This window comes from Streptomyces sp. enrichment culture, from assembly GCF_964272855.1.
GTDB lineage: Bacteria > Actinomycetota > Actinomycetes > Streptomycetales > Streptomycetaceae > Streptomyces.
In genome coordinates this window covers 5,313,442-5,337,881 of record NZ_OZ186847.1, presented here as the reverse complement: position 1 = coordinate 5,337,881, position 24,440 = coordinate 5,313,442, and the positions used below count along the sequence as shown (strand labels likewise).

The window sequence follows — 24,440 nt, the reverse complement described above, 5'->3', positions numbered from 1 at the left end:
GGTGCGCTTAAGGAAGGGATCGGGACCGGTTAAAGCCGACGGCTGTCCTGCCCGGTCTGCGCCGTCGTACGGCCCCTCGGTGACCCCGCCGCGACGGCGCCGGCTCCCGCCCGTCCAGCTGGATCCAGATCCGCACCTCCGTGCCGCCGAGCACCGAGGAGCCGATCCGCACGTCACCGCCGGTGGACTCGGCGAGCCGGCGCACGATGTCCAGCCCGAGGCCGGTCGAGCCGTCGCTGCCGGAGCCCCGGCCGCGTGCCATCGCCGCCTCGGGGTCGGGTATGCCGGGGCCCGCGTCCGAGACCAGGACGATCACCGCGTCCTCGCCGTTGTGCACGTCGACCGCGAAGGCGGTGCCCTCCGGGGTGTGCCGGAAGACGTTGCCGAGCAGCGCGTCCAGCGCGGCGGCGAGGTCGGCCCGGGCGACGGGTATGCGCACCGGCCGCTCCACGCCGGCCAGCCGCACCTTGCGGCCCTCGTCCTCGGCGAGCGCCGACCAGAACGCCATCCGCTCGCGCACCACCTCCGCCGCGTCGCATCCGGCGCCCGGACCGGCCGCGGCGGTCTGCGGCTTGGCCTCGCGGGCGGTGCGGATGATGGTGTCGACCTCGCGCTCCAGCTGGGCCACGGCGGCCCTGGTCTGTTCGGCCGCCGCGCCGTCGCCGAGCGAGGCCGCGTTGAGGCGCAGCACGGTCAGCGGGGTGCGCAGCCGGTGGGAGAGGTCGGCCGCCAGCTCCCGCTCGTTGGCCAGGAGCTGGACGACCTGGTCGGCCATCGAGTTGAACGCGACCGCGGCGAGCCGCAGTTCGGTCGGCCCCTCCTCGGGGACCCGGGCGCCCAGTTTGCCGTCGCCGAGCTCGCGCGCCCCCTCGACCAGGCGCTGCGCGGGCTGCACCATCCGCACGCCCAGCCGGTCGGCGACCGCGACGGAGCCGACGATCAGCGCGAGGCCGACCCCGGCGAGCACCGCCCAGGCGGTGCCGACGCCCTTGGTGACCGCTGTGTCGGGGATGTACACCTCGACGACGGCGAACTTCCCGGAGCTGAGCGCGACCGGCTGGAGCAGCGCCGATCCGCCGGGCACGTCCGCGGTGGAGGCCCGGCCCAGGTCGCGGGTGGTGGTGATGTCCGCGTCGTCGGCCCGCTGCCGCCCGATCTCGACGGGGGCGCTGCCGTCGGCCGCAGGTATGTGCACGGCTATCCCGGCGTCGGAGCCGGCGGAGGCGACGACGCGTTCGAGCTGGGCACGGTCGGTGGTGATGGACAGCGCGGGGGCGATCTCGGCGGCGTCGCGCTCGGCGTTGGAGAAGGCGCGGTCGCGGGCCATCTCCCTGATGACGAGCCCGAGCGGCACGGCGAAGGCCACGACGACCATCGCGGTGACGGCGAGCGACACCTTGACCAGCGCCCACCTCATCGGGACGGCTCCATGACCGGCGGCTCCACGGCCGGGGGTTCGAGCTTCACACCGACGCCGCGCAAGGTGTGCAGATAGCGGGGCCGGGCGGCCGTCTCGCCGAGCTTGCGGCGCAGCCAGGACAGGTGGACGTCGATGGTCTGGTCGTCGCCGTAGGACTGCTGCCAGACCTCGGCGAGCAGTTCCCGGCGGGAGACGACCACCCCGGGCCGGCCGGCCAGGAAGGCGAGCAGGTCGAACTCACGGCGGGTCAGGTCGAGCCGCGCGCCGTCCAGTTCGGCCTGGCGGCGCAGCGGGTCGACGGTCAGTCCGCCGACCCGGAGCACCGGGGACGGCGGGGTCTCGCCGGTGGCGGCGCGGGAGCGGCGCAGTACGGCGGCGATCCGCGCGGACAGGTGCTCGACGGAGAACGGCTTGGTGAGGTAGTCGTCCGCGCCCGCGTTGAGCAGCCGCACGATCTCCGTCTCGTCGTCCCGGGCGGTGGCGATGATCACAGGGACGTCGGTGAGGCCGCGCAGCATCTTCAGGGCCTCGGAGCCGTCCAGGTCGGGCAGTCCGAGGTCCAGGATGACCACATCGAATCGGTGATGAGCGACCTCGCGCAGCGCCTCCAGCGCGGTACCGACACTGCGCACGGTGTGTGCGGCGTCGGTGAGATGCCGGATGAGCGCGGAGCGTACGAACTGGTCGTCCTCGACCACGAGCACACTTGCCATGCGCCGCACCGTACGCCATGCGAGCGGGACCGGTCCGGCGCCTGTGGACAACTGACGCGCTGTGGAAAACCCTCCGACGCCTCATGACTGTCGTGACCGGTGGGACAGGGGTGGCGGTCGTGGTGCAGTATGGCCGCGATGCTCAGAGGAGTCGTACACGTACTGGCCTGGTCGCTCGCCACCGGCGCGGCGACCACGCTGTCGTGGTGGGGCGTCCACTCGGTGATGGCGGGCACGGCGTACGACCCGCCGCGTGCCCTGCCGGTCGTCTCGGCCGAGACCACCCCCGCGTCGGACAAGCCCCTGGCCACCTCGGCGAGCACCCGTCGCCCGGAGCCGTCGCGGAGCGCCGGATCGTCGACCGCCGCCGCGCCGGACCCGGCTCCCTCCCGCACCCCGACGGCCCGCCCGAGCGCGTCCCCCTCGCCGTCCGCCACCGCCTCCGGGCGGGTCCGCAGCTACACCACCGAGGGCGGCAGGGCCGTGTTCGACCTGGGTGAGCGCTCCGCGACGCTGGTGACGGCGACGCCGGGGGCGGGCTGGTCGATGCAGGTGTGGAAGACGGAGACGTGGATCCGGGTGGAGTTCACCTCCGGCGCGGACCGGGTCTCGGTGTTCTGCACCTGGCACGACGGCCCGCCGCGGGTGGAGATCGGCACGTACTGAGCCTCGTGGGAGGCCGGTCCGTCAGCGGAACACGGAGGCCGGGGGTGCGGGCGAGGCGACCGCCGCCGCGTCCGTGACCGGGAGGGCCCCGCCGGTGAAGTCGGTGAGCGTCCGGCCGTGCTCGACGCGCGCGGGGTGCGGGTCGGAGGCCGCGCGGCGGGTCAGTTCGGCGATCGGCAGGGGCAGGTCGGAGGCGACGAGGACGGCGTTGCCGAACCGTTTGCCGCGCAGTACGGCAGGGTCGGCGACCAGCGCGAGTTCGGCGAACCGGGCGGCCGCGGTGGCGATCTGGCCGCGCAGGTGGGCGAGCGGCGGGCCGTCGGCCAGGTTGGCGGCGTAGCGGCCACCGGGCTTCAGGGCCCTGCGGACCTCGTCCAGGAATTCCGTCGAGGTCAGGTGGGCCGGGGTCCGGGCGCCGCTGAACACATCGGCGACGATCAGGTCGGCCCAGCCGTCCGGCACCTTGGCGAGGCCTTCCCTGGCGTCCGTCGACCGAACCCGGATCCGGGCGTTCGGTGCCAGGGGCAGCTCCCGCCGGACCAGTTGGACGAGTGGCGCGTCCTTCTCGACGACCTGCTGGGTGGAGCGGGGGCGGGTGGCGGCGACGTAACGGGCCAGCGTGAAGGCGCCGCCACCGAGATGGACGGCGGTCAGCGGCTTGCCGGGCGGGGCGGCGAGGTCGATGACATGGCCGAGCCGCCGCTGGTACTCGAACGACAGGTACGCCGGGTCGTCCAGGTCGACGTGCGACTGCGGTGCCCCGTCGATGAGCAGCGTCCAGGCCCGCGCCCGGTCGCGGTCGGGTATCAGCTGCGCGAGCCCGCCGTCGACGGTCTCGACGACGGTGTCGGCGGCGGCCGGCGCCCGCCGGGGGTTCCTGGACTTTCCCATCAACCCATTATCGGGGGATACGACGGGATCAGCGCAGGCGGCCGTCCGGCCCCCGCCCGCCGGTCGTGCCGCTCAGCGGCAGCTGTCCGCGGCCTCGATCATCCGGGCCGCCTCGCCCAGGGCCCGGCGCAGCACCACGGGGTCGGTCGCGAGGTCGGCCTCACCGGGCGGGAGGAGCCAGCCGGTGCAGTCGGCGGGCTCGGCTGCGACGCTCCCCACGCCTGCCGTGCCCGCGGCCGGCGGTTCGGGGGCGAGGCTGAGGCCGCGGCCGTTCGTCTCGGTGCAGGTGCTGCCCGGTACGTCCCAGCCGGCCGCGGTGCCCGGCGGCACCAGGAAGCCGAGGGTGTCGCCGTCGTCGTCGTGCAGGACGGGGCCCACGCCGTCGCCGTCACCGCGTCGCAGGATGTCGACCGCCTCCAGCCCCTGCCGGGCCGGCACCGTCACGAGGTCCCACGCGGTGTGCGGCGCGGGCGGCGGCGTACGAGGATCGATTCTCTGGCTGGTCTCCATCCCGGCCTCCACCACGGAATCCTCCTTGGGCGAGCGGGTCGGGAGTCGGGCGGCTCCCGGTCCGTCGTGCTCAACGCGCGGCGGCGTCAACAGCTACGGCGGAAGTGCGCCGCAAAGGATGGCAGTTCATGGCAGATCGCGGATGACATATCCGGTTTGTAGCTAAACACTGCGTGCCGAAGCCGTAACAGCAGGTACGTTCTTGCCCGCCGGAAACAGGGCCTGACACCGATAAAGCCAGACATACGTCACATGGGTCAAACTCGGGTCAACTCGCCAGGCGTCCGGCATGGTTCGACGGTTCGCACGAGAGGACCCGGCCATGGCGTCGTCAACGGTGACCTCGTCTCAGCCCAGTCGGCCCCCGCGGCCGAACACCGCCTTCCGGCAGCTGCGCGGACGGCGTTCACCCGCCGAGTTCGCCGCGGCGGTCCGGCGGGCCGCGCGGGAGATCGGCGAGCGGGTCAGCTGTGACGCGCGCTACATCGGCCGGGTGGAGGCGGGCGAGATCCGCTGCCCCAACTACGCGTACGAGCGGGTGTTCCTGCACATGTTCCCCGGCCGCACGCTCACCGATCTGGGGTTCGCGCCCCGCTCGTCCGTACGCGGACGCGGGGCGCGCGCCGCCGCCGACACGCCCCCCGTGTACGACCCGGCCCCGGCGGACACCACCGGTGAGACGCGCGGGGCGTACGAGACGTATGACACGCAGGACCCGTACGACACGCACATCAACTACGAGGAGAGCGACGTGCTGCGTCGCGCATTCATGACGGGCGGAGGCGCCACCGTGGCCGCCGCCTCGCTGGGCCCCCTCGGGCTCGCATTCGACGCGCAGGCGGCACAACGCCCCGTCCGCCGCGTCGGGGCGAGCGAGGCGAGCGCCCTGGAAGACGCCGTACGCCGGATCCGGCTGCTCGACGACCGGCACGGCGCGGACGGCCTCTACCGGCGCGCGGCGGCCCCCCTGCGCGCCGCCTACGCGCTGCTGGACGCCGGCACGACCCGGCAGGCGACCGCCGACCGGCTGCACTCCGGCGCCGGTGAACTGGCCATCTCCGTGGGCTGGCTGGCGCACGACTCCGGGCGGTACGACGACGCTCGCTCCCACTACGCCGAAGCGCTGGCCACCGCGCGGATGACGGGGGACGACGCGCTGGAGGCCCACGCCTTCTGCAACACGGCCTTCCTCGCGCGCGACGCCGGGCGCCCCCGGGAGGCGGTGCGCGCCGCGCAGGCCGCGCAGCGCATCGCGCGCCCCCTCGGCTCGGCCCGGCTGATGTCGCTGCTCGCGCTGCGCGAGGCGGGCGGCTGGGCGGGGCTCGCGGACCGCGCGGGCTGCGAACAGGCCCTGACGCGCGCGCAGGCCCTCTTCGGGCGAGGCCCCTCGGACGCCGACCCCGAGTGGATGAGCTTCTACGGGGAGGCCGAGCTGGAAGGACTCGAGGCACAGTGCTGGTCGACGCTGGGCGACTGGCCGCGGGCCGCGCGGCACGCGGGACGGGCCGCGCAGCTGCAGGACCCGCACTTCACCCGGAACATCGCGCTGTACACCGCCGAGCTGGCCGACGACCTCGCGCGCGGGGGGCGGCCGGACGAGGCCGCGGCGGCGGGGATGCGGGTGCTCGATCTGCTGGACCAGGTGCAGTCGTCGCGGGTGCAGACGATGCTGGCGGGGACGGCCCGGTTGCTGGGGCCGCACCGGCGGGCGTCGGGGGTGTCGGAGTTCCTGGAACGCCACGCGGGGGCGCGGCGGACGGCGTGAGCGGGTCTATCCCGCCAGGTGCCCCACGTCGTTCCAGCTCTCGATCGCCGGTTCGCCGTACGCCCAGCCCAGTACCGACAGCGACGTCGGATTGAGGCGGATGCGGGACGCGAAGGCGATGGGGAGGCCCAGCCAGCGCGCGCCGATGGTGCGCAGGATGTGCCCGTGGGCGAAGACCAGGACGTCGCGGTCGGCCTCCCGGGCCCAGGCGACGACCTCGTCCGCGCGGGCCTCCACCTCGACCAGCGTCTCGCCCTCGGGCACCCCGTCGCGCCAGATGAGCCAGCCGGGGCGGACCGCCTGGATCTCCGCCGGGGTCATGCCCTCGTAGGCGCCGTAGTGGAACTCCATCAGCGTGTCCCAGGTCTGCGCGCGGTCCCCGAACCCGGCGAGTTCGCAGGTCTCACGCGCGCGGGAGAGCGGGCTGGTGCGTATCTCGACACCGGGCAGGCCGTCGAACGGCGCCCGGTGCAGCCGCTCGCCGAGCAGCTTCGCGCCGCACCGGCCCTCCTCGAGCAACGGCACGTCCGTCCTGCCGGTGTGCTTGCCGGACAGCGACCATTCCGTCTGTCCGTGCCGGGCCAGCAGGATGCGCGGTGCCATGGACGACCTTTCCCAGGGAAACCAGAGGCGTGACCCCTCCATCATCGCGCACCCTGTGATGGGGCAACCTGGGGGGCGATCTCTGCGTCTTGAGGGCCGGGACACCCCCTGAGAGGCGTGGCCGTGAAATGTGAGTCGAAGGGGGAGGGCGATCGGATGCCGCAGTCCGAGTCAGCAGGCATCGAGGCAGCCCAGGGGACACGGCCGCGCTGGTGGACCGAGCTGCCGCTGCTCGTCCTGGTGTACGCCTGCTACTCGGCCGGACGGCTCCTCGCCCGCGGCGACGTCTCCACCGCTGTCGACCACGGGCTGGCCATCCTGCGGATCGAGAAGGCGCTCCACCTCAACGCCGAGCACCCGCTGAACCGCCTGTTCACCCGGGAGGCGTGGATAGGGATCCCGGCGGACTTCTGGTACGCCTCGCTGCACTACCTGGTCACCCCGGCGCTCCTGATCTGGCTCTTCCGCTCCCGCACCGTGCACTACCGCGCGGCCCGCACCTGGCTGATGACCTCGACGTTCATCGGCCTGATCGGCTTCACCCTGCTGCCGACCTGCCCGCCCCGCCTGCTGTCGGCGGGGTACGGCTTCGTGGACACCATGGCCCAGTACAGCTCGTACGGCTGGTGGGGCGGCGAGGCCAGTGCGCCGCGTGGCATGGGCGGGATGACGAACCAGTACGCGGCGATGCCGAGCCTGCACGTCGGCTGGGCGCTGTGGTGCGGGGTGATCCTGTGGCGTTACGGCGGGACGCGCCTGGCGCGGATCGCGGCGGTGGTGTACCCGCTGGTGACCACGATCGTGGTGATGGGCACCGCGAACCACTACTTCCTCGACGCGGCTGCGGGCGCGGCGGTGATGGGCGCCGGGCTGCTGCTCGCGCCGCTCGTGACGCGCGGCGCGGACCGGGCCAAGGCCCGTCTGACGGCGCGGACCACACCCGCCACGGTGGCCAGCGGGACCGCACCGGCCACGATTGTCAGTGCCGGATGCCAGACTTCGGCGGGTGAGCGAATTCCACGGCAGCGCGAGTCACGGTTCGGACCGGGAGCCGAGCCCAGTGCCGCACCCTCGGACGCGGGGGGCGGAGCTCCGGCAGCGGCTCGCTGAGCTGCGCGGTCCCGACGTACCGGCCAAGACGCTCGACGCGCGTGCCCTCGCGGCGCTCGCCGCGAACCCGGGCTGCGCGCGGCGCGCGATCCTCGACGGCGCCGGGGTGGACAAGACGAGACTGGCGACCGCGCTGGGCTCGCCGTCCGGCTTCGGCCAGTCCCAGTTCGCGCTGACGCGCGGCAACGCGTTCGAGGCGCGGGTCAAGGCGGACGGCGGCGCGGAGCTGCTGCGGCTGGCGCACCGGAACCTGGACCCGGACGCCGAGCCGCCGGAGCGGGCCGGGGTGCCCGACCTGTCCGCGATCGGCCCGGCGGGGCGGGCGGCGCGTACGGCGCTGGCGCTGCGGGAGGCCGTCGAGGCCGGCGGCTGGACGCTGCTCGACCATCCGATGCTCGCGCTCGACGTCGCAGGTTCCCCTGCGTTCCTGGAGCCGGACGCGGTCGTGGTGCATCCGGACGGGAGCTGGACGGTCGTCGAGATCAAGTCCTTCCCGCTGCTGGACGGCTCCGCGGATCCGGCGAAGGTGGGCGCGGCGGCCCGCCAGGCGGCGGTGTACGTGCTGGCGCTGGAGGCGGTCGCGGCCCGGCTGGACCCGGCCCCGCGGGTGCGGCACCGGATCCTGCTGGTGTGCCCGAAGGACTTCTCCAACCTGCCCGCCGCGTCCGCCGTGGACGTGCGCAAGCAGCGCGCGGTGACCAGCCGCCAGCTGGCCCGGCTCACCCGGATCGAGGAGATCGTCGACACGCTCCCGGAGGGCACCTGCTTCTCCCCCGAGCTGCCGGCCGCCGAGCTGACCGCCGCCGTCGAGTCGGTCCCGGCGACGTACGCGCCCGAGTGCCTGTCCGCCTGCGAGCTGGCGTTCCACTGCCGCGGCCGGTCCCGCGCGGCCGGCGCGGTGACCTCCCTCGGCCGCGCGGCCCGCGCCGAGCTGGGCGGGCTGACCACGGTCGAGGCCGTCCTGTCGGCGGCCCGCGGCGAGAGCGGCGACCCGGACGACCCGGCGGTGGCCGCCCTGCGCCGGGCGGCCCGGCTCCGCGCGGAGGCCCTGTCCGAGGCGGCCTCCGGCCGGGACAGCGCCGGACAGGAGGCAGTCCCGTGTCCTTGATCGCCACGCTCGCGCGGCTGGAGGCCGTCGACAGCGGCCGGGCGCAGCCCGTCGCCACCGTCCGGCACCGGCGCGTGTCCGAGCGGCCGCTGGTGTTCGTGCCGCTGATCACCGCCGGTGAGGCCGGAGCGCCGCTCGGCGCGCTGGTCGGCACCGACCGGGACGCGCCGCGTCTGCTGGTCGTCCCGCAGCCACGCGACCGCGACCTGCGGTTCGCGTTCCTGGCCGAGCTGGCGGACGTCGTGCTGCCGTACGTCGACGCGTACACGGACGCCGTGGAGGCCGCCGAGCGCACCGAGACCGACCCGGAGACCGGCAAGCGGACCAAGGTCGAGGTCGACCTGTGCGCGGACGCCCCGCAGCTGATCGTGCCGAGCCGCGCGAGCATCGAGTTCGTCCGCCTGCTGGGCCGCTCCATGCGGTTCCGCCGCACGGCCGAGCAGGACCCGGAGACTCCGCATCCGGCCCCGCCGCGGGTGCCGCTGCTCGGCCGCTGGCTGACGCACTACGCGGAGCGCTCCCGGGTGCCGGGCTCCTCCCTGCTGCTGGCGATGACCGACGTGCTGTCCCGGCACTGGGCGACCGGCCAGTCCGGCCTGGAGGACCAGCACCTGGGCGCACTGCTCGCCTGGATCGACCCGCCCGAGGGCGGCTCCGGCGCCGAGGCGGCGCTGCGGGCCGAGCTGGCCCGGGACGAGCGGGGCCAGCTGCTGTGCCCGCCCGCCGGCCCGGCCACCGACCCGGCGTTCGACAACAAGCTGCTCGCCCCGGCGATCGAGCGCTACGACCGTGCGCGCGGCGCGCTGGCCGCCGCCGAGGACGGCCTGGAGGCGGACGACCGGCTCGGCGCCCTCACCGCCGCCGAGCGGGAGATCCGCGCCCTGGTGGAGAGCGTGGCGCGCCCCACGTGGGACGCGGTGTGGCGGGGCCTGGACCTGCTGCGGGCGCTGCCCGAGGGCGGGCGGGTCGAGGAGCGCTGGACGCGCGACCGCTGGTCGTTCACCGGCCACCGTGACCGGGTGCGGTCCGGCGAGCCGCCGCAGCCGCGCCACGACGACGCGGTGACCGCGGCGAACAAGCTGGCCACCCGCGAACGGGAGCAGGCCCGGCTGGAGGCGCAGGAAGCCCTCGACGACCCGCTGGTGATGGCGGGCCGGCGGCTGTCCGGGGAGGCGTTCGCGGGCGAGGTCGTCGAGGTGACGATGGCGTACAGCGAGGGCAGGCGCCCCAGCCCGCGCCCGCTGGTCACGGTCCGCACGGACGACCGGCCGCACCTCGGCGTGCGCGCCAAGGTGTACCGCTCGCTGGGCGGCAAGCCGCAGTCCGCCGAGTTCGTGGCGAGCGAGGAGGAGGGCGCGCTGATCGTGCTGCGCGTCCTGGACAAGATGGGCCGGGGCAAGGAGCCGGAGCCGGGTTCGGTGCCCGAGAAGGGCGACCGGCTCTGTTTCACCCTGTTCGAGCACGAGCAGCGCGGCGGCGCCAAGCTGCCCGACCCCGAGGACACCCCGTGGACGCACGGCGGGCCGCCCGGCGAGGAGGCCGCCGTACCCGAAGTCGCCGACCCCGTGACCGAGGAGGACATCCTGTGACCGCCGAGGCCGTCGCCGCCCCCGGTACCCCGTTCGACCCGGGCACCGCCGCCGCCCGGGCCACCGAGGCGATCCTCCGCGACACCCTGCACGGCCCGGACCGCGGTGTGGTCGTCGACTCCCCGCCCGGCGCCGGGAAGTCCACGCTCGTGGTCCGCGCGGCCCTCGAACTCGCCGCGGCGGGGCGCCCGCTGATGGTGGTCGCGCAGACCAACGCCCAGGTCGACGACCTGGTGCTGCGGCTCGCCGAGAAGGACCCCGAGATGCCGGTGGGCCGCCTGCACAGCAGCGACGCCGACCCGTACGACAAGGCGCTCGACGACCTGACGAACGTCCGTACGTCGGCGAAGGCGGCCGACCTGGCCGGGCTGCCCGTCGTGCTGTCGACGGCCGCCAAGTGGGCCCACGTCAAGGTCGACGAGCCGTGGCGGCACGCGATCGTCGACGAGGCGTACCAGATGCGCTCGGACTCGCTGCTCGCCGTCGCCGGACTGTTCGAGCGGGCGCTGTTCGTGGGTGACCCGGGGCAGCTCGACCCGTTCGCGATCGTCGGCAGCGAGCAGTGGGCGGGGCTGTCGTACGACCCGTCGGCCTCCGCGGTCAGCACGCTGCTGGCGCACAACCCGGGCCTCCCGCAGCACCGGCTGCCGGTGTCCTGGCGGCTGCCCGCCTCGGCCGCGCCGCTGGTCTCGGACGCCTTCTACCCGTACACCCCGTTCCGCAGCGGCACGGGCCACGGCGACCGGAGGCTGGCCTTCGCGGTGCCGTCGGACGGCTCGGGCCCGGACCGGGTGATCGACGAGGCCGCCGAGTCGGGCTGGGGCCTGCTGGAGCTGCCCGCGCGGCACACCCCGCGCACCGACCCGGAGGCGGTGCGGGCGGTGGCGACGGTGGTGCGCCGGCTGCTGGACCGGGGCGGCGCGGCCACCTCCGAGCGGTCTTCCGGTCCCACCCCGCTGACCGCCGACCGGATCGCGGTGGGCACGGCCCACCGCGACCAGGCGGCGGCCGTCCGCGCGGCCCTCGCCGAGCTGGGCGTGAGCGACGTCACCGTGGACACGGCGAACCGCCTCCAGGGCCGGGAGTACGACGTGACGGTCGTCCTGCACCCGCTCTCCGGCCGCCCCGACGCCACCGCGTTCCACCTGGAGACGGGCCGCCTGTGCGTGCTCGCCTCCCGGCACCGGCACGCGTGCGTGGTGGTCTGCCGCGCGGGCGTCGACGAACTGCTGGACGACTATCCGTCGACGGAACCGGTCCAGCTGGGAACGCTGGTGAAGTTCCCGGACGGCTGGGAGGCGAACCATGCGGTGCTGGCCCACCTGTCGGAGCATCGGGTGAGCTGGCGGCCCTGAGAGACGGGGGCGCCCCAGCTCCCCACCGAGCTCCCCCGGCGCCCCTCCAAACCCACCCCCCGACGTCCCCGCCCCCACCCCCCTATGTCCGCCCCCCGGGGAATGAACCCCCCTCCGCCTCCCGTTGACGCTCATGACCCCACCGCATGCGCGACGAGAGCAGGAGGCCCCACCGTGGCGGCAGACGACAACAGGGACGCCGGTAACCCCAGCGGCGAAGGCCACGGCATCCGAGGCACCGTCCACGGCTCCGCCCCCGTCCCCCTGTCGGTCCTCGACCTGGCCGTCGTGAGCGCCGGCCGGACCTCGAGCGACGCGATGCGCAACAGCGTCGCCATGGCCCGTCTGACGGAGTCCCGGGGCTTCCACCGGTACTGGGTGGCCGAGCACCACTCCATGCCGGGCGTGGCGTCCTCCTCGCCCGCGGTGATCCTGGCCCACCTCGCCGCCCACACCGACCGCATACGGCTCGGCTCGGGCGGCGTGATGCTGCCCAACCACGCCCCGCTGGTCGTCGCGGAGCAGTTCGGCACGCTGGAGGCGATGGCCCCGGGCCGGGTCGACCTGGGTCTCGGCCGCGCCCCCGGCACCGACGGGGCGACCGCTGCCGCCCTGCGCCGCACGGACCGCCCGGAGGAGGCCGCCGACGACTTCCCGCGGCAGCTCGCCGAGCTGACCCGGTTCCTGGACGACGACTTCCCCGACGGCCACCCGTACCGCAGGATCCACGCGGTTCCCGGCCCCGTGCAGGGCACCTCCCCGGGCGGCGTCCAGTCCCCGAACCGCCCGCCGATCTGGCTGCTGGGCTCCTCCGGCTACAGCGCCCGGCTGGCCGGTCTGCTGGGCCTGCCGTTCGCGTTCGCCCACCACTTCTCGGCGCAGAACACGATCCCGGCCCTCGATCTGTACCGGGAGTCGTTCAAGCCGTCGGAGGTGCTGGCGGAGCCGTACGCGCTGATCGGTGTCGCGGCGCTGGCCGCCGAGGACGAGCGGGTGGCCCGGCGTGAGGTGAAGGCGTCGGTGCTGAGCATGATCCGGCTGCGCACCGGCCGTCCCGGGCTGGTGCCCAGCGCGGAGGAGGCGGAGGCGTACGAACTGAGCCCGATGGAGCGGGACTTCGCGGCGTCGTGGAGCTCGAACATCATCCACGGCACCCCGGACGAGGTCCGCACCGGTCTCGACGACCTGCAGAAGCGCACCGGCGCCGACGAGCTGATGATCAACGCCAACACGCCCACCGACGACGTACGGCTGCGCAGCTACGAACTCATCGCCGACGCCTACGGCTTGCCCGCGGCCTGACCCTCCGGGCAGGCCAGCAGCTCGGAGATACGATCCGCCGCCACCGGCCGGGAGTACAGCCACCCCTGGCCGGTGTCGCAGCCGATCCGGCGCAGCCGCCCGGCCTGCGCGGAGGTCTCCACGCACTCGGCGGTGACGGTCAGCCCGAGCCGGTGCGCGAGCTGGATCATCGCCTCGACGATGACCTCGTCGGCGGGGCTGGCGTGCGCGGCGGCGTCCTCGTACTGGAAGCCGCGCACGAAGGACCCGTCCAGCTTCAGCACGGACACCGGCAGCCGGCTGAGGTAGGCGAGGTTGGAGTAGCCGGTGCCGAAGTCGTCGATGGCGATGCGGACGCCCATGTCGCTGAGCGCCTGCAGGGTGCGCAGGGGGCGGCCGGAGGAGCCCATCACGGCGGACTCGGTCAGTTCCAGTTGCAGCAGGTGCGGGGCGAGGCCGGTCTCCGCCAGAGTCTCGGCGACGTCCGCGACCAGGTCCGAGTCCCACACCTGGCGTACCGCCACGTTGACGCTGACGAAGATGGGCGGCTCGTCGGGGTGTTCGAGCTGCCAGCGGCGGGCCTGGCGGCAGGCGGTGGCGAGGACCCAGCGGCCGAGCGGGACGATCGCGCCCTCCTCCTCCGCCAATCCGATGAACCGATTCGGCGTCAGGGTTCCGAACTGCGGGTGGTTCCAGCGCACCAGCGCCTCGACACCGCTGAGCCGTCCGTCCGCCATGCCGACCAGCGGCTGGTACTCCAGGGTGAACTCGCCGCGGTCGATGGCCGGGCGGAGGGTGGAGGCGAGTGCCTGGCGGGTCATGCGGTGGGCGTTGCGCTCGGGGTCGAACAGCGTCCAGCGGGCCTTGCCGTCGGCTTTCGCCCAGTACAGCGTGGTGTCGGCGGCCTGCATCAGTCCGGTGGCGGTGGTCCCGGCGGCCTGGCGTTCGATGACGCCGATGGAGGCGGAGAGGCTGAGCCGCTGCCCTGAGAGGTCGAACGGCTCCTGGAGCGCGGTCAGGACGGATTCGGCGAGGTCGGCCAGCTGTTCGGTACCGGTGGAGTCCTCGACGAGCAGGGCGAACTCGTCGCCACCCAGCCGGGCGACCAGCGGGGTGCCGACCCGCGCGTAGCCCGCCTCGTCGGCGCAGCGGGTGAGGCGCTCGGCGACGGCGGCCAGCAGCCGGTCGCCGACGCGGTGGCCGAGGGTGTCGTTGACGGCCTTGAAGCCGTCCAGGTCCAGGTAGCACAGCCCGATCCGGCCGGTGCCGCCGCGGGCGTAGGACTCGGTGTCGAGGGCGGCCGAGAGGCGTTCGAAGAACAGGGTGCGGTTGGGCAGCCGGGTCACCGGGTCATGCATCTGCAAGTGCCGCAGCTGGGCCTGGAGTTCGCGCCGGGCGCTGATGTCGGTGATGGACAGCAGCACTCCGGGGGCGCGGTCGGCGAGCGGGGCGACGCTGATCTGCGCCCAGATCGCCTGTCCGTCGGGGTGTTTGAGCCTGCGGGTGCAGCGCAGCTTGGCCTGCCGGCCGCGCAGCACCTCGCGGTAGGCGTGCCAGGTGCGGGCGTCGGAGGCGAGGTCGAGGAGGTCGGCGGCGACCCGTCCGACGAGTGCCTCGGGGGTGCCGCCGAAGAGGGCGGCGAGTGCGTCGTTGGCGGTGACGACCTGCCCTTCGCGGCCGATGACGGCCATGGCGAGCGGGGCGGCGGCGAAGGCGGGGCGGTAGGGGTCGCCGCCCGCCGCGCCGAGGCCGGGCGCACCGCCGGCGTCGGTACCACCTGCCGCCTCGAAGTCACTCTCGGTGACGGCCGTCCGGATGAGGTCTGCCGCGGGCGTCGGCCCTTCGGAGGTTCCGCTCACCGCAAGCTCCCGCAGTGCACTCGATCGTCGTCCGCGCAGGAAAGTGTGCCGATCATAGAGGGTGTCCTCCGGCCCTTCCAGCCACTGCTCGCCACTCAAGACATACCCACTTTGCAGACGGATCGTTTCTGCCCGCAGCTGGAAGGGTTCCCAACCCCACGACCACTAGTGACGTTCCGTGAGCACCTCGGGGGTGTCGCCGTCCGCATCGCACCCCCGCCTCACTCGTCCGGGTCAGACAAACAGGGCGTAGTACGACAATCTCCCACAGGCTGGATTTGGTGTCCCTCCCCCACCGCCCCATGGGCGTGGGGCCACCCCAGCGCATCCGGAGGTTCCTGTGCCGCGTCCGCTCCCGCGCCCCCTGTTGCGCAGTACGGCGGCCGTGTTCACCACTCTGGCGGCACTCGCCGCGACCTCGCTCATCACCGGACCCTCGGTCGCCGAGTCCTTCGCGGCGGCCCCCTGCGCCCTCCAGCGCACCGAGGCGCACCACTCGGAGGGCCTGGACACCTGGAACGCCGACTACCCCCGGCCGACCCGCTCGCTGGACGCGGTGATGATCTTCCTGTCCTTCCCGGACTCCGAGCCACTGACCACCCCGGAGGACCTGACGGCCGACCACTTCCCGGCCACGAGCCAGTACTTCGAGCAGGCCTCGTACGGCCGGTTCCGGCTGCGCCCGCACACGCTGTCGAAGTGGCTCCGGATGCCGCGCCCGTCGACCTCGTACGCCATAAAGCGCGACTGGAACACCTCGCACCGGGCCGCCTATCTGCGCGACGCGCTCGCCGCCGCCGACAAGCACGTGGACTTCTCGCGTTACGACGTCGTCTACTTCGTCGCCGATCCGCACGCGCCCGGCGTGGACTCGGACGCCACGAAGGTGGTCAATCTGGACACCCCGCTGCGCGCCGACGACACCGACATCCGCAGGATCGTCACCGTGTTCGAGAACCATCCGCCGGACCGGCTGGTCCTCGCCCACGAGACCGGCCATGTGTTCGACCTCCCGGATCTCTACCACCGCCCGGCGGACGGCAAGGGCGACTGGGACACCCACGTCGGGGACTGGGACCTGATGGGCAGCCAGTTCGGGCTGGCTCCCGACCTGTTCGGCTGGCACAAGTGGAAGCTGGGCTGGCTGGAGGAGCACCAGGTGGTGTGCGTGCCGGGCAACGGGCCGATCCGGTTCACCCTGGAGTCGCTGTCGGTCGGCCCCGGCACGCCGATGACGGGGGCGGCCGGGGCGCCGCTGTTCGGCACCGGGCTCGGGACCAAGCTGGCCGTGGTGCGCACCGGCCCCGAGAGCGTGCTCGCCTTCGAGGCGCGGGGCGCGGTCGGCAACGATCACGCCACCTGCCGACAGGGCGTCCTGGTGTACCGGGTGCACAGCGGCGCCGAGTCCGGGGGCGGCCCGATCCAGGTGATCGACTCCCATCCGCGGACCGAGGCCTGCTGGGAGAACTCGGTCTACCCGGCCCTCGCCGACGCCCCGGTCGGCGTCGGGGAGCGCTTCACGCTGCCGGAGGACGACGTCCGGGTCGAGGTGGAGGGGCGCACGCTGTCGGGGGCGTGGACCGTCGAGATCTCGCCGGCGAGGATGGGTTGATCCGGCCGGCGGCGGGCCGCCTGGGGCGATCTGCTCGCCGACAAGCGAAAGGGCGTTCTCGGAACCGAGAACGCCCAGGTCAGCGACCTAATCGCTAGTGCGCCGCCAGGGACTCGAACCCCGGACCCGCTGATTAAGAGTCAGCTGCTCTAACCAACTGAGCTAGCGGCGCCTGCTGACGTCGTAGACATTAGCATCCTGGTCGGCGGGAGGCGAAATCGATATCCGCACCGCCGCCCGAGCGGCCCGGACGGCCGCCCAGAGCAGCACCTCGGGGCCCGGCAGCCAGGGGTGACGGGTGTCCGGCGCGACGATCCAGCGGGAACCGGACGCGGGGGCCGCCGCGGTGGGGCCGACCGGCGGCGGGACGGTCACGGCGTCGCCGTTGCCGTGGCAGAGAAGTGGCGGGATCTCGTCGGTCCGCCCTGAGCCCGTCCCGCCCTGGGGGCCGGTGCGTCCCCGGCAGCCCCACTCCTCCCACTCCATCAGCGAGGGCAGCCGCTGGGCCGTGCCGGGCGCCGCGAACAGCAGGGTGCGGCCGCGGTGCAACGCCACCGGCCCCGAGCCGGGCCCCTCCTCCCACAGCCGGTCCAGCATCCGGCGCCCGAACACCGCGGGGGCGCTCACCACGTCGAAGGCGGTGCCGCAGGGCAGGACGACCGGGGCGTCCGGCCGCTCCTCCCAGAGCGCGAGGGTGCTTCGCGGATACGTTCCTGCCGAGGCGAGCCAGGCGGCTCCGGCAGGGGTGACTGTACTGCTGCTCATGCACCCACTTTTACCGGGTGTGAACGTCCCGTTTCACTGAGTTGCCGGAAACCGGGACACGAAGGACCGGGACGGAGTATCTTGCCCGGCTGGCATATGCCAAGCGCCTCAGGATTCCCAAGGGCCCCCGGGGCCTCTCGGGTCGGATCCGGTCACGACCCGGCCGGGACGGGGTCGGATCAGATCGGATCGGGCCCTCGCCCGTCCGCCCCCCGCATCAGGTCCCGCCCGAACTCGACCATCTTCTTGGCGTAGTCCTCGGTCCACTCGGCCTGCTCGGCGATGTCCGCGGTCGTCAGCCGGTCGAACCGCCGGGGGTCGGCGAGCTGGGCCGCCGCGACCGCCTGGAACTCCACGGCCCGGTCCGCCGCCGCCCGGAAGGCCTGCGTCAGCTCGGTCGCCCGGGCGAGCAGCGCGCGCGGGTCGTCGATGGACTCCAGGTCGAAGAAGTGCTCAGGGTCACCGGCCGCTTCCGCGGGCTCGAACAGCAGGGGCGCGGGGCGTAGCCGCGGTTCGTTCCGACGCGGCGTGGGCTCCGCCATGTCCTGTCCTCCTCGTGGGTTCCGCGGCCCGCCCCCGACACACATCCGGCCGGGCCACCCTCCATTGTCCCCCGCCCGCGCAAGGAGGCCGTAACCCCCCGGGCACCCGCCGATCAGACCTGGACGATCGGCTCCCGGGTGAAGAGGGCGCCGAGGGTCGGGGCGTTCACCCGGCGGTCGGTCAGGCGCAGCGCCTCCCAGACGGTGACCTGGTTCCCGGTGAGGACCGGCTTGCCCAGCTCCTTCTCCAGGGCGGTGAGGTGCGAGGCGGTGTGCAGGGCGGTGTCCGGCAGCAGGACCGCGTCGGCGTCCGCGTGGTCGGCGGCGCGGGCCAGCGCGAACAGCTCGGCCTCGCCCCAGGTGCCGACCTCGGCGGCGGTGATGATCCCGGAGCCGCGCACGGCGACCACGTCCAGGCCGCCCGCGCGCAGGAACTCCGCGAAGAGCCCGGCGATGCCCTCGGGGTAGGTGGCGCCGATCGCGACCCGGCGCGCCCCGATCTCCCCGGCGGCGTGCACGAAGCCGAAGGACGTGGAGGAGGCCGGCATCCCGGCGGCGCGGGCGAGGGCGCGGACCTGTTGGTGGGCGCCGTCCCAGCCGTGCACGAAGCTGCCGCTGGTGCACGCCCACACCACGGCCTCGACGCCCGCGAGCCGCAGCTCCCGCACGCCCGCCTCCAGCCGCTCGGGGGAGCCCATCTCGCGCAGCGCGTCCTCACGGGGGGCGTCCTCGCCGATGTCCGTGTGGACCAGGTCCACCCGGATGTCACTGCCCAGCAGCTGCTCGATACGGGGATAGTCGTCCTCGGCCGAGTGGCCCGGGTAGAGGAATCCGAGTGCGGTCATGTCCAGCCTTCCTGCTGATCTTCCGGCAGTGCGGGGGGCCACGCGCGCGCCGTCTCGTCCAGCAAAGCCTGATACGGCCCCACAGCCCGGGTACCCAACCGGCGCAGCGCCGCCCACATCGTCACTTGGTTGGCCGAGACGAGGTGTGCCGGGTGGGCTGCGCGCCGGGTCCGCCGAGAACGGAGAGCTCCATGACGGCACCGGCCTCCCGGGAGTCACGGGGCGAGGGGCGGGAACGCGGAAACCGGGGAAACCGGGGAACAACGCACCGCGCGGGCGCCCGTGTTGACGGCGGTGGGTTCGGGTGCGAGCGTGGTCAATCCGCGCATGTCAGACGCCGTCGGCGCAGTCGAACCGCTCGGAGGCGCCGGCGAGACGGGAGAGACGCCCGCCCATGACCGCACCCACTCTGCTCGTCCTGGACGCCGACCCGCTCCCCCGGCTCGGCCGGCTCACCGGGCGGGCGCGGATCGTGCACACGGACGAGGCGGGGCTCGCGGCCGCGCTGCCGTCGGCCGACGTCCTGCTGGTCTGGGACTTCACCTCGCACGCGGTCCGGCGGGCGTGGCCGGGTGAGGGACCGCGGCCGCGCTGGGTGCACACGGCGAGCGCGGGCGTGGACCATCTGATGGGCCCGGAGCTGGCCGCGTCGGACACGGTGGTGACCAACGCGCGCGGGGTGTTCGAGCAGCCGATCGCCGAGTACGTGGCCGCGCTGGTGCTGGCGATGGCGAAGGATCTGCCCCGCACCTGGGAGTTGCAGCAGCGGGGCGAGTGGCGGCACCGGGAGTCGCAGCGGGTGGCCGGCACCCGCGCGGTCGTGGTCGGCTCCGGCCCGGTCGGCCGGGCGGTCGCCCGGGTGCTGAAGGCCCTGGACATCCGTACGGCGATCGTCGGCCGCGTCCCGCGCACCGGTCTCCACGGCCCGGAGGACCTGGACCGGCTGCTGGCGCGTGCCGACTGGGTGGTCGCGGCGGCGCCGCTCACCGACGACACGCGCGGCATGTTCGACGCCCGTCGCTTCGGTGTGTTCCAGCCGTCCGCGCGGTTCGTGAACGTCGGCCGGGGCGCGCTGGTGGACGAGGACGCGCTGGCGGCGGCGCTGGCCAAGCGGTGGATCGCGGGGGCGGCGCTGGACGTGTTCGCGTCCGAACCGCTCGACGGCGACAGTCCGTTGTGGCGGCAGCCGGGGCTGATCGTGTCGCCGCACATGAGCGGGGACACGGTGGGCTGGCGGGACGAGCTCGGCGCCCAGTTCGTGGAGCTGTTCGAGCGCTGGGCGGCGGGCCGGCCGCTGTTCAACGTGGTCGACAAGCAGCGGGGCTACGTGCCAGGGCACTAGGGGGTGTCTCGTCGATCAGGCCGGATCAGGGAGCGGCGTCCGGTGCCGTGCATCGCAAGGCGGAGGAGGGAGCCGATGCGATGGGGGTGCCCCCTGCTCGAGCGGAGCCGGGAGCTTGGGGAATCGGCGAAGAGCCTGGGGGAATCGGCGAGTGACGACAACGCGGCGAGGCGCGGTGCCAGACGCCGCGAGCCCGGCATGATCGGCGAGACACCCCCTAGCGGTATCCGTATCGGGGCACTCTCGGGCAGGAGGCCGTATGGAACTCACCGAACTGACCGCCGTGCAGCTCGTCGAGGGCTATCGCACCGGGGCGTTCAGCCCGGTCGAGGCGACCCGGGCGGCGTTGGCGCGGGCGGCGGAGATCCAGCCGGCCGTCAACGCGTTCGTGCTGCTGACCGCCGACGAGGCGCTGGCGCGGGCGCGGGAGTCGGCGGAGCGCTGGCGGCGCGGGGAGCCGGCCGGGCTGGTGGACGGGGTGCCGGTGACGGTGAAGGACATGCTGCTGATGCGCGGCCACCCCACGCTGCGGGGTTCGCGGGCCGTCGATCCGAAGGGCCCGTGGACGGAGGACGCGCCCTCGGTGGCCCGGCTGCGGGAGCACGGGGCGGTGTTCCTGGGCAAGACGACGACGCCGGAGTACGGCTGGAAGGGCGTGACCGACTCGCCGCTGTCCGGGATCACCCGCAACCCGCACGACCCGGCGCGCACCGCGGGCGGCTCCAGCGGCGGCAGCGCGGCGGCGGTGGCGCTGGGCGCGGGCCCGCTGTCGCTGGGCACGGACGGCGGCGGCAGTGTGCGGATCCCGGCGGCGTTCTGCGGCGTGTTCGGGCTGAAGCCGACGTACGGCAGGGTGCCGCTGTATCCGGCGAGCGCGTTCGGCACGCTGGCGCACGTGGGGCCGCTGACCCGGGACGTGGCGGACGCGGCGCTGCTGATGGATGTGATCGCGGCGCCGGACGCCCGCGACTGGTCGGCGCTCGGCCCCGCGCCGGGCTCGTTCACGGCGGGGCTGGCGGGCGGCGTGCACGGGCTGCGGGTCGCCTACTCGCCGTCGCTGGGCGGGCAGGTGGCGGTGCGCCCGGAGGTCGCGGCGGCGGTGCGGCGGGCGGTGGAACGGCTGGCGGAGCTGGGGGCGTACGTGGAGGAGGCGGACCCGGATCTCACCGATCCGGTGGACGCCTTCCACACCCTGTGGTTCAGCGGCGCGGCCCGCCTGGCCCAGCGGCTTGGGCCGCACCGGCGTGAGCTGCTCGACGCGGGGCTGCGGGAGATCTGCGCGATCGGCGCCCGGTACAGCGCCCTGGACTATCTGGCCGCGGTGGACGTCCGGATGGACCTCGGCCGCCGTATGGGCCGCTTCCACGAGTCGTACGACCTCCTGGTCACCCCGACGCTCCCGCTCACGGCGTTCGAGGCGGGCGCGGAGGTGCCGAAGGGGTCGGGGCTGCGGCGCTGGACGGGGTGGACGCCGTTCACGTACCCCTTCAACCTGACCCAGCAGCCGGCGGCGTCGCTGCCCGTCGGCGTGGACGGTGACGGGCTGCCGGTCGGGCTGCAGCTCGTGGCCGCCCGGCACCGGGACGACGTGGTGCTGCGGGCGGCGCACGCGCTGGAGGCGGCCGGGGTCACGCGCGGCTGAACCGCAGCGCCTCCCCGTCGCGGCGACCGCGCTCGGCGCGGCCGTCGCGCTCGTCCTGGCCTTGTCCTCGGCTTCATGGCGCACGGCGGGCCCGTGCTCGTGCGGGGGTGTCACGGGTCTTCGTGGAGTTCTTCCGCGGAACCTCGCTGTACGTCCAGCTGTTCTGGCTCTACTACGCCCTCCCGCTGGTCACCGGCTCCCCGCTGTTCTGCGGGGTCGTGGCGTTCGGCATGAACTTCGGCGCCTACGGCTCGGAAGTGGTGCGCGGCGCCCTGAACGCCGTACCGGAGGCCTGCCGGGCGCTGTCGCTGTCGCCGCGCCGGACCTGGCAGGCGGTGATCCTGCCGCAGGCAGTGCGCGAGGTGCTGCCCGCGCTGGGCGACTACGCGATCGCCATGTTCAACGCACGATCCTGGTGGGCGGCGTCCCGCTGACCCATATGACGACGGCGAACGGCAGGGTGAGGCCCGCCGACGAGAAGCACCGGCGGGAGATCCGCAAGAAGACCGGCATGGTGTTCCAGCAGTTCAACCTGTTCCCCAACACGAACGTGCTGCGGAACGTCACCGAGGCGCCGGTCAGCGTGCCCGGCATGGACCGGGACGAGGCCGAGGAGCGGGCCCGGGAGCTGCTGGACCTGGTGGGCCTGCGCGACAAGGTCGACGCGCATCCGACCCGGCTGTCCGGCGGCCGGCAGCAGCGGGTGGCGATCGCCCGGGCGCTGGCGATGCGGCCGGAGATCCTGCTGCTGGACGAGGTGACGTCGGCGCTGGACCCGGAGCTGGTGGCGGGCGTCCTGGACGTGCTGCGGGACATCGCGCGCTCCACGGACATCACCCTGCTGTGCGTGACCCACGAGATGAGCTTCGCCCGGGACATCTCGGAGCGCGTGATGATGTTCGACTCGGGCCGGGTGATCGAGTCGGGGCCGCCGGAGCAGATCTTCGGGGCGCCGGAGCAGGAGCGCACGCGGGAGTTCCTGAGCGCGGTGCTGTGAGGACGGAGGGACCGGCTCATGCCGCTGACATATGCCAGTGACTCAAGCCGCAGGCGGGAGGGCACAATCTCGTCAACTGCCGCTCACTACCAGCCTCTTGCCGGTTATCGTGGAGGAGGCCCGATCCCCGGGCCACGGCACATTGACTGAGCGCACAGGGGGAAACCGTGGCGCTGAAGCACGAGCCGACCGCGCCGTACCACTCGACCCAGGACGCCCTCCGCGTCCTGGAGACGGTGGCACGGCACTCCGCCGGTGTCACCGACACCGAGATCGCCCGACACACCGGCCTCGGCACGGAGCGGCTGACCACCCTCCTGCGGATGCTGCGTCGCGAGGGCTACGTCGAGCAGACCGCCGACGGGGCGTACGTCACCGGGGCGGCCCTCGCCCGCCTCGGTTCCGCGCACGGCAGGGACCAGGCCCTGCGCGACCAGCTCCAGCGCACCCTGGACCGGCTGCGCGACTCGGTGGGCGCCGCGGTCTACGTCAGCCGGTACGTCGACGGCGAGATCAGCATCACCCAGTACGCCGCCGGACCGGCCACCCCGGCGGTGAACGAGTGGGTGGACTTCCGCCACTCGGCACACGCCACCGCGATCGGCAAGAGCCTTCTCGGCCAGCTCGACCACGCCGGGCGGCGCGACCATCTGGCCCGGTACAAGATGGCCCGTCTCACCTCGCGCACGATCACCAGCGACAAGCTGCTCCTCTCCCGGCTGGAGTCACAGCCGCCGACGGTGCCGGTCCTCGACCTCCAGGAGTACGCGGTCGGCACGGTCTGCGCCGCCGTCCCGATCACCGCCGGGTCCTCGGTGGGCTGCCTCGCGCTCTCCCTGCCGGTCGAGCACGCGCACCGGCTGCGCCAGGCCGCGGACACCCTGAACCGGAACGCGGCGCCGGTGCTCCTGTCCCTGGCGATCTGACCGGTCCGCGGTCCGGTCCGCGGCCTGGCCCTCAGCCTGGTCCCCGGGTGGTCGGAGCACCCCCGAGGACCAGGTAGTATTTTCTTCGTCGCCAGCCGCGAGAAGCGGAAGGCGAGAGTCACGCGCCGCTAGCTCAGTTGGTTAGAGCAGCTGACTCTTAATCAGCGGGTCCGGGGTTCGAGTCCCTGGCGGCGCACAGAAGAGGGCCCCTCGCGAGAGCGAGGGGCCCTTGTTCGTGTCCGGGCGTCACACCCGGACTAGAACGTGACGTCCGAGCACGCGTAGAACGCGTTCGTCGTGTCCGCGACCGTCCACACCGCCACGATCACGTGCCGTCCGCTGAGCCCGGACGGCAGCGTGCCGCTGTGCGAGAGGGTCTGCGGCGGGCGCTGGCCGCCGTACGGGACCGTGAGGAACGGGGTGAGGTTGAGGTCGGACCGGGACAGGTTGTGGTTCTGGTTCCAGCCCGGCTTGGTGACGTAGTACTTGAAGTCGCTCGTGGCGTGCATCGCCGTGAACTGCCAGCGGAAGGTGTAGCTCTGCCCGCCGTTGACCCTGGTGGCCGGCCAGGCGCCGCCCGACGGGGTGCGCGGGCTGTCCAGCTCGGCGAACCGGGTGTTGTTGCCGGAGCAGATCCGTCCGTCGGCGGGCCCGGAGGCGGGGAAGCCCTTGGGTCCCTCGACGCTCTGCGGCTCCCACTGAATGGCGCCGCAGTTGGTCACCGTGCCGTTCTGGCACAGCTTCTGCCTGCTGATGGGGAGGTCGGTGTAGCCGTGGCCGCTGGCACCGCCGGAGGAGAGCATGAGTGCTCCGGTCGTCGCCAGTCCCACCGCGGCCGCGGACAACTTGGTCTTCGTGCGCATGCTGCCGCTCCTGGTGAACGTGGGGAGGTTCGGTGA

General features: G+C 73.8%; 22 protein-coding genes, 2 tRNA genes and 2 pseudogenes. 14 read left to right on the top strand and 12 right to left on the bottom strand.

The annotated features are described in order from the left end of the window. Positions 1-7 precede the first annotated feature (7 nt). Positions 8-1,417 carry an ATP-binding protein gene (locus tag ACSU6L_RS23500; RefSeq protein ID WP_437059744.1) on the bottom strand — a complete coding sequence of 470 codons (1,410 nt, stop codon included), beginning with the start codon at positions 1,415-1,417 and terminating at the stop codon, positions 8-10. Beyond that, positions 1,414-2,133, bottom strand: coding sequence for a response regulator transcription factor (locus tag ACSU6L_RS23495; protein WP_437059743.1), 720 nt, complete (start codon positions 2,131-2,133; stop codon positions 1,414-1,416). The genes ACSU6L_RS23500 and ACSU6L_RS23495 overlap by 4 nt, the downstream gene beginning before the upstream one ends. Before the next feature lie 138 nt (positions 2,134-2,271). Here ACSU6L_RS23495 and ACSU6L_RS23490 point away from each other — a divergent pair, with 138 nt between their 5' ends. After that, entirely contained in the window at positions 2,272-2,799 is a 528-nt protein-coding gene (locus ACSU6L_RS23490) for a hypothetical protein (protein WP_437059741.1), read from the top strand. 21 nt (positions 2,800-2,820) lie between these two features. On the opposite strand, the gene ACSU6L_RS23485 is transcribed toward ACSU6L_RS23490, so the two are convergent. Next, positions 2,821-3,690, bottom strand: a complete 870-nt coding sequence (locus ACSU6L_RS23485; protein ID WP_437059739.1) for a spermidine synthase — start codon at positions 3,688-3,690, stop codon at positions 2,821-2,823. A 72-nt stretch (positions 3,691-3,762) separates the two neighbouring features. After that, positions 3,763-4,200 carry a hypothetical protein gene (locus tag ACSU6L_RS23480; RefSeq protein ID WP_437065020.1) on the bottom strand — a complete coding sequence of 146 codons (438 nt, stop codon included), beginning with the start codon at positions 4,198-4,200 and terminating at the stop codon, positions 3,763-3,765. Between the two features lie 322 nt (positions 4,201-4,522). Here ACSU6L_RS23480 and ACSU6L_RS23475 point away from each other — a divergent pair, with 322 nt between their 5' ends. Then, the gene (locus ACSU6L_RS23475) at positions 4,523-5,965 is read left to right on the top strand and encodes a tetratricopeptide repeat protein (RefSeq protein ID WP_437059737.1); all 1,443 of its coding nucleotides are present in this window, start codon (positions 4,523-4,525) and stop codon (positions 5,963-5,965) included. 6 nt (positions 5,966-5,971) lie between these two features. Here ACSU6L_RS23475 and ACSU6L_RS23470 read toward each other — a convergent pair whose 3' ends face one another. Next, positions 5,972-6,568 (bottom strand): histidine phosphatase family protein, encoded by a 597-nt coding sequence (locus ACSU6L_RS23470; RefSeq protein ID WP_437059735.1) that lies wholly within the window; start codon positions 6,566-6,568, stop codon positions 5,972-5,974. Between the two features lie 156 nt (positions 6,569-6,724). Here ACSU6L_RS23470 and ACSU6L_RS23465 point away from each other — a divergent pair, with 156 nt between their 5' ends. The 5 genes from ACSU6L_RS23465 (at position 6,725) to ACSU6L_RS23445 (ending at position 13,032) form a co-directional block, all read left to right on the top strand. Further along, entirely contained in the window at positions 6,725-7,678 is a 954-nt protein-coding gene (locus ACSU6L_RS23465; RefSeq protein ID WP_437059733.1) for a phosphatase PAP2 family protein, read from the top strand. Then, positions 7,629-8,786, top strand: coding sequence for a hypothetical protein (locus ACSU6L_RS23460; RefSeq protein ID WP_437059731.1), 1,158 nt, complete (start codon positions 7,629-7,631; stop codon positions 8,784-8,786). Before ACSU6L_RS23465 ends, ACSU6L_RS23460 begins: the two co-directional genes overlap by 50 nt. Further along, positions 8,777-10,375 carry a hypothetical protein gene (locus ACSU6L_RS23455; RefSeq protein WP_437059729.1) on the top strand — a complete coding sequence of 533 codons (1,599 nt, stop codon included), beginning with the start codon at positions 8,777-8,779 and terminating at the stop codon, positions 10,373-10,375. Before ACSU6L_RS23460 ends, ACSU6L_RS23455 begins: the two co-directional genes overlap by 10 nt. Further along, positions 10,372-11,730, top strand: coding sequence for an AAA domain-containing protein (locus ACSU6L_RS23450; protein ID WP_365510814.1), 1,359 nt, complete (start codon positions 10,372-10,374; stop codon positions 11,728-11,730). Before ACSU6L_RS23455 ends, ACSU6L_RS23450 begins: the two co-directional genes overlap by 4 nt. Positions 11,731-11,832: 102 nt before the next feature. After that, complete coding sequence (locus tag ACSU6L_RS23445) at positions 11,833-13,032, top strand: LLM class flavin-dependent oxidoreductase (protein ID WP_079186672.1); 1,200 nt, start codon at positions 11,833-11,835, stop codon at positions 13,030-13,032. Here ACSU6L_RS23445 and ACSU6L_RS23440 read toward each other — a convergent pair. Beyond that, positions 13,011-14,870 carry a putative bifunctional diguanylate cyclase/phosphodiesterase gene (locus ACSU6L_RS23440; protein ID WP_437059726.1) on the bottom strand — a complete coding sequence of 620 codons (1,860 nt, stop codon included), beginning with the start codon at positions 14,868-14,870 and terminating at the stop codon, positions 13,011-13,013. The genes ACSU6L_RS23445 and ACSU6L_RS23440 overlap by 22 nt on opposite strands. A 340-nt stretch (positions 14,871-15,210) precedes the next feature. Here ACSU6L_RS23440 and ACSU6L_RS23435 point away from each other — a divergent pair, with 340 nt between their 5' ends. Continuing rightward, on the top strand, positions 15,211-16,482 hold the full coding sequence (locus tag ACSU6L_RS23435) for a M6 family metalloprotease domain-containing protein (protein ID WP_437059724.1): 1,272 nt from the start codon (positions 15,211-15,213) through the stop codon (positions 16,480-16,482). 98 nt (positions 16,483-16,580) lie between these two features. On the opposite strand, the gene ACSU6L_RS23430 is transcribed toward ACSU6L_RS23435, so the two are convergent. The 5 genes and pseudogenes from ACSU6L_RS23430 to ACSU6L_RS23410 form a co-directional block, all read right to left on the bottom strand. Then, a tRNA-Lys gene (locus ACSU6L_RS23430) sits at positions 16,581-16,654 on the bottom strand. Then, on the bottom strand, positions 16,645-17,247 hold the full coding sequence (locus ACSU6L_RS23425) for a bifunctional DNA primase/polymerase (RefSeq protein WP_437059722.1): 603 nt from the start codon (positions 17,245-17,247) through the stop codon (positions 16,645-16,647). Before ACSU6L_RS23425 ends, ACSU6L_RS23430 begins: the two co-directional genes overlap by 10 nt. A gap of 179 nt (positions 17,248-17,426) precedes the next feature. Beyond that, positions 17,427-17,789: a hypothetical protein gene (locus ACSU6L_RS23420; protein WP_437059720.1), complete on the bottom strand. Its 363-nt coding sequence runs from the start codon at positions 17,787-17,789 to the stop codon at positions 17,427-17,429. Positions 17,790-17,902: 113 nt separating this feature from the next. Further along, positions 17,903-18,634 (bottom strand): maleate cis-trans isomerase family protein, encoded by a 732-nt coding sequence (locus ACSU6L_RS23415; protein ID WP_437059718.1) that lies wholly within the window; start codon positions 18,632-18,634, stop codon positions 17,903-17,905. Further along, positions 18,631-18,777, bottom strand: a pseudogene (locus ACSU6L_RS23410) (decarboxylase); the annotation flags it as partial. The pseudogene ACSU6L_RS23410 and the gene ACSU6L_RS23415, both read right to left, overlap by 4 nt. A gap of 251 nt (positions 18,778-19,028) precedes the next feature. On the opposite strand from ACSU6L_RS23410, the gene ACSU6L_RS23405 reads away from it, so the two are divergent. The 6 genes and pseudogenes from ACSU6L_RS23405 to ACSU6L_RS23380 all read left to right on the top strand — a co-directional run bounded on the left by ACSU6L_RS23405 (position 19,029) and on the right by ACSU6L_RS23380 (position 23,737). Continuing rightward, positions 19,029-19,976 (top strand): D-2-hydroxyacid dehydrogenase, encoded by a 948-nt coding sequence (locus ACSU6L_RS23405; protein ID WP_437059716.1) that lies wholly within the window; start codon positions 19,029-19,031, stop codon positions 19,974-19,976. A 259-nt stretch (positions 19,977-20,235) separates the two neighbouring features. Further along, positions 20,236-21,618, top strand: a complete 1,383-nt coding sequence (locus ACSU6L_RS23400) for an amidase (protein ID WP_437059714.1) — start codon at positions 20,236-20,238, stop codon at positions 21,616-21,618. A gap of 107 nt (positions 21,619-21,725) precedes the next feature. Continuing rightward, the gene (locus ACSU6L_RS23395) at positions 21,726-22,052 is read left to right on the top strand and encodes an ABC transporter permease subunit (protein WP_437059712.1); all 327 of its coding nucleotides are present in this window, start codon (positions 21,726-21,728) and stop codon (positions 22,050-22,052) included. Next, positions 22,028-22,615 (top strand): annotated as a pseudogene (locus tag ACSU6L_RS23390) (amino acid ABC transporter ATP-binding protein); the annotation flags it as partial. The gene ACSU6L_RS23395 and the pseudogene ACSU6L_RS23390, both read left to right, overlap by 25 nt. Positions 22,616-22,782: 167 nt before the next feature. Beyond that, a complete protein-coding gene (locus ACSU6L_RS23385; protein ID WP_437059710.1) occupies positions 22,783-23,541 on the top strand; it encodes an IclR family transcriptional regulator in 759 nt (252 codons plus the stop codon). 122 nt (positions 23,542-23,663) lie between these two features. Continuing rightward, positions 23,664-23,737, top strand: a tRNA-Lys gene (locus ACSU6L_RS23380). Between the two features lie 61 nt (positions 23,738-23,798). Here the strand turns inward: ACSU6L_RS23380 and ACSU6L_RS23375 are convergent. Next, positions 23,799-24,404 carry a lytic polysaccharide monooxygenase auxiliary activity family 9 protein gene (locus ACSU6L_RS23375; RefSeq protein ID WP_437059708.1) on the bottom strand — a complete coding sequence of 202 codons (606 nt, stop codon included), beginning with the start codon at positions 24,402-24,404 and terminating at the stop codon, positions 23,799-23,801. Between the last annotated feature and the right edge of the window lie 36 nt (positions 24,405-24,440).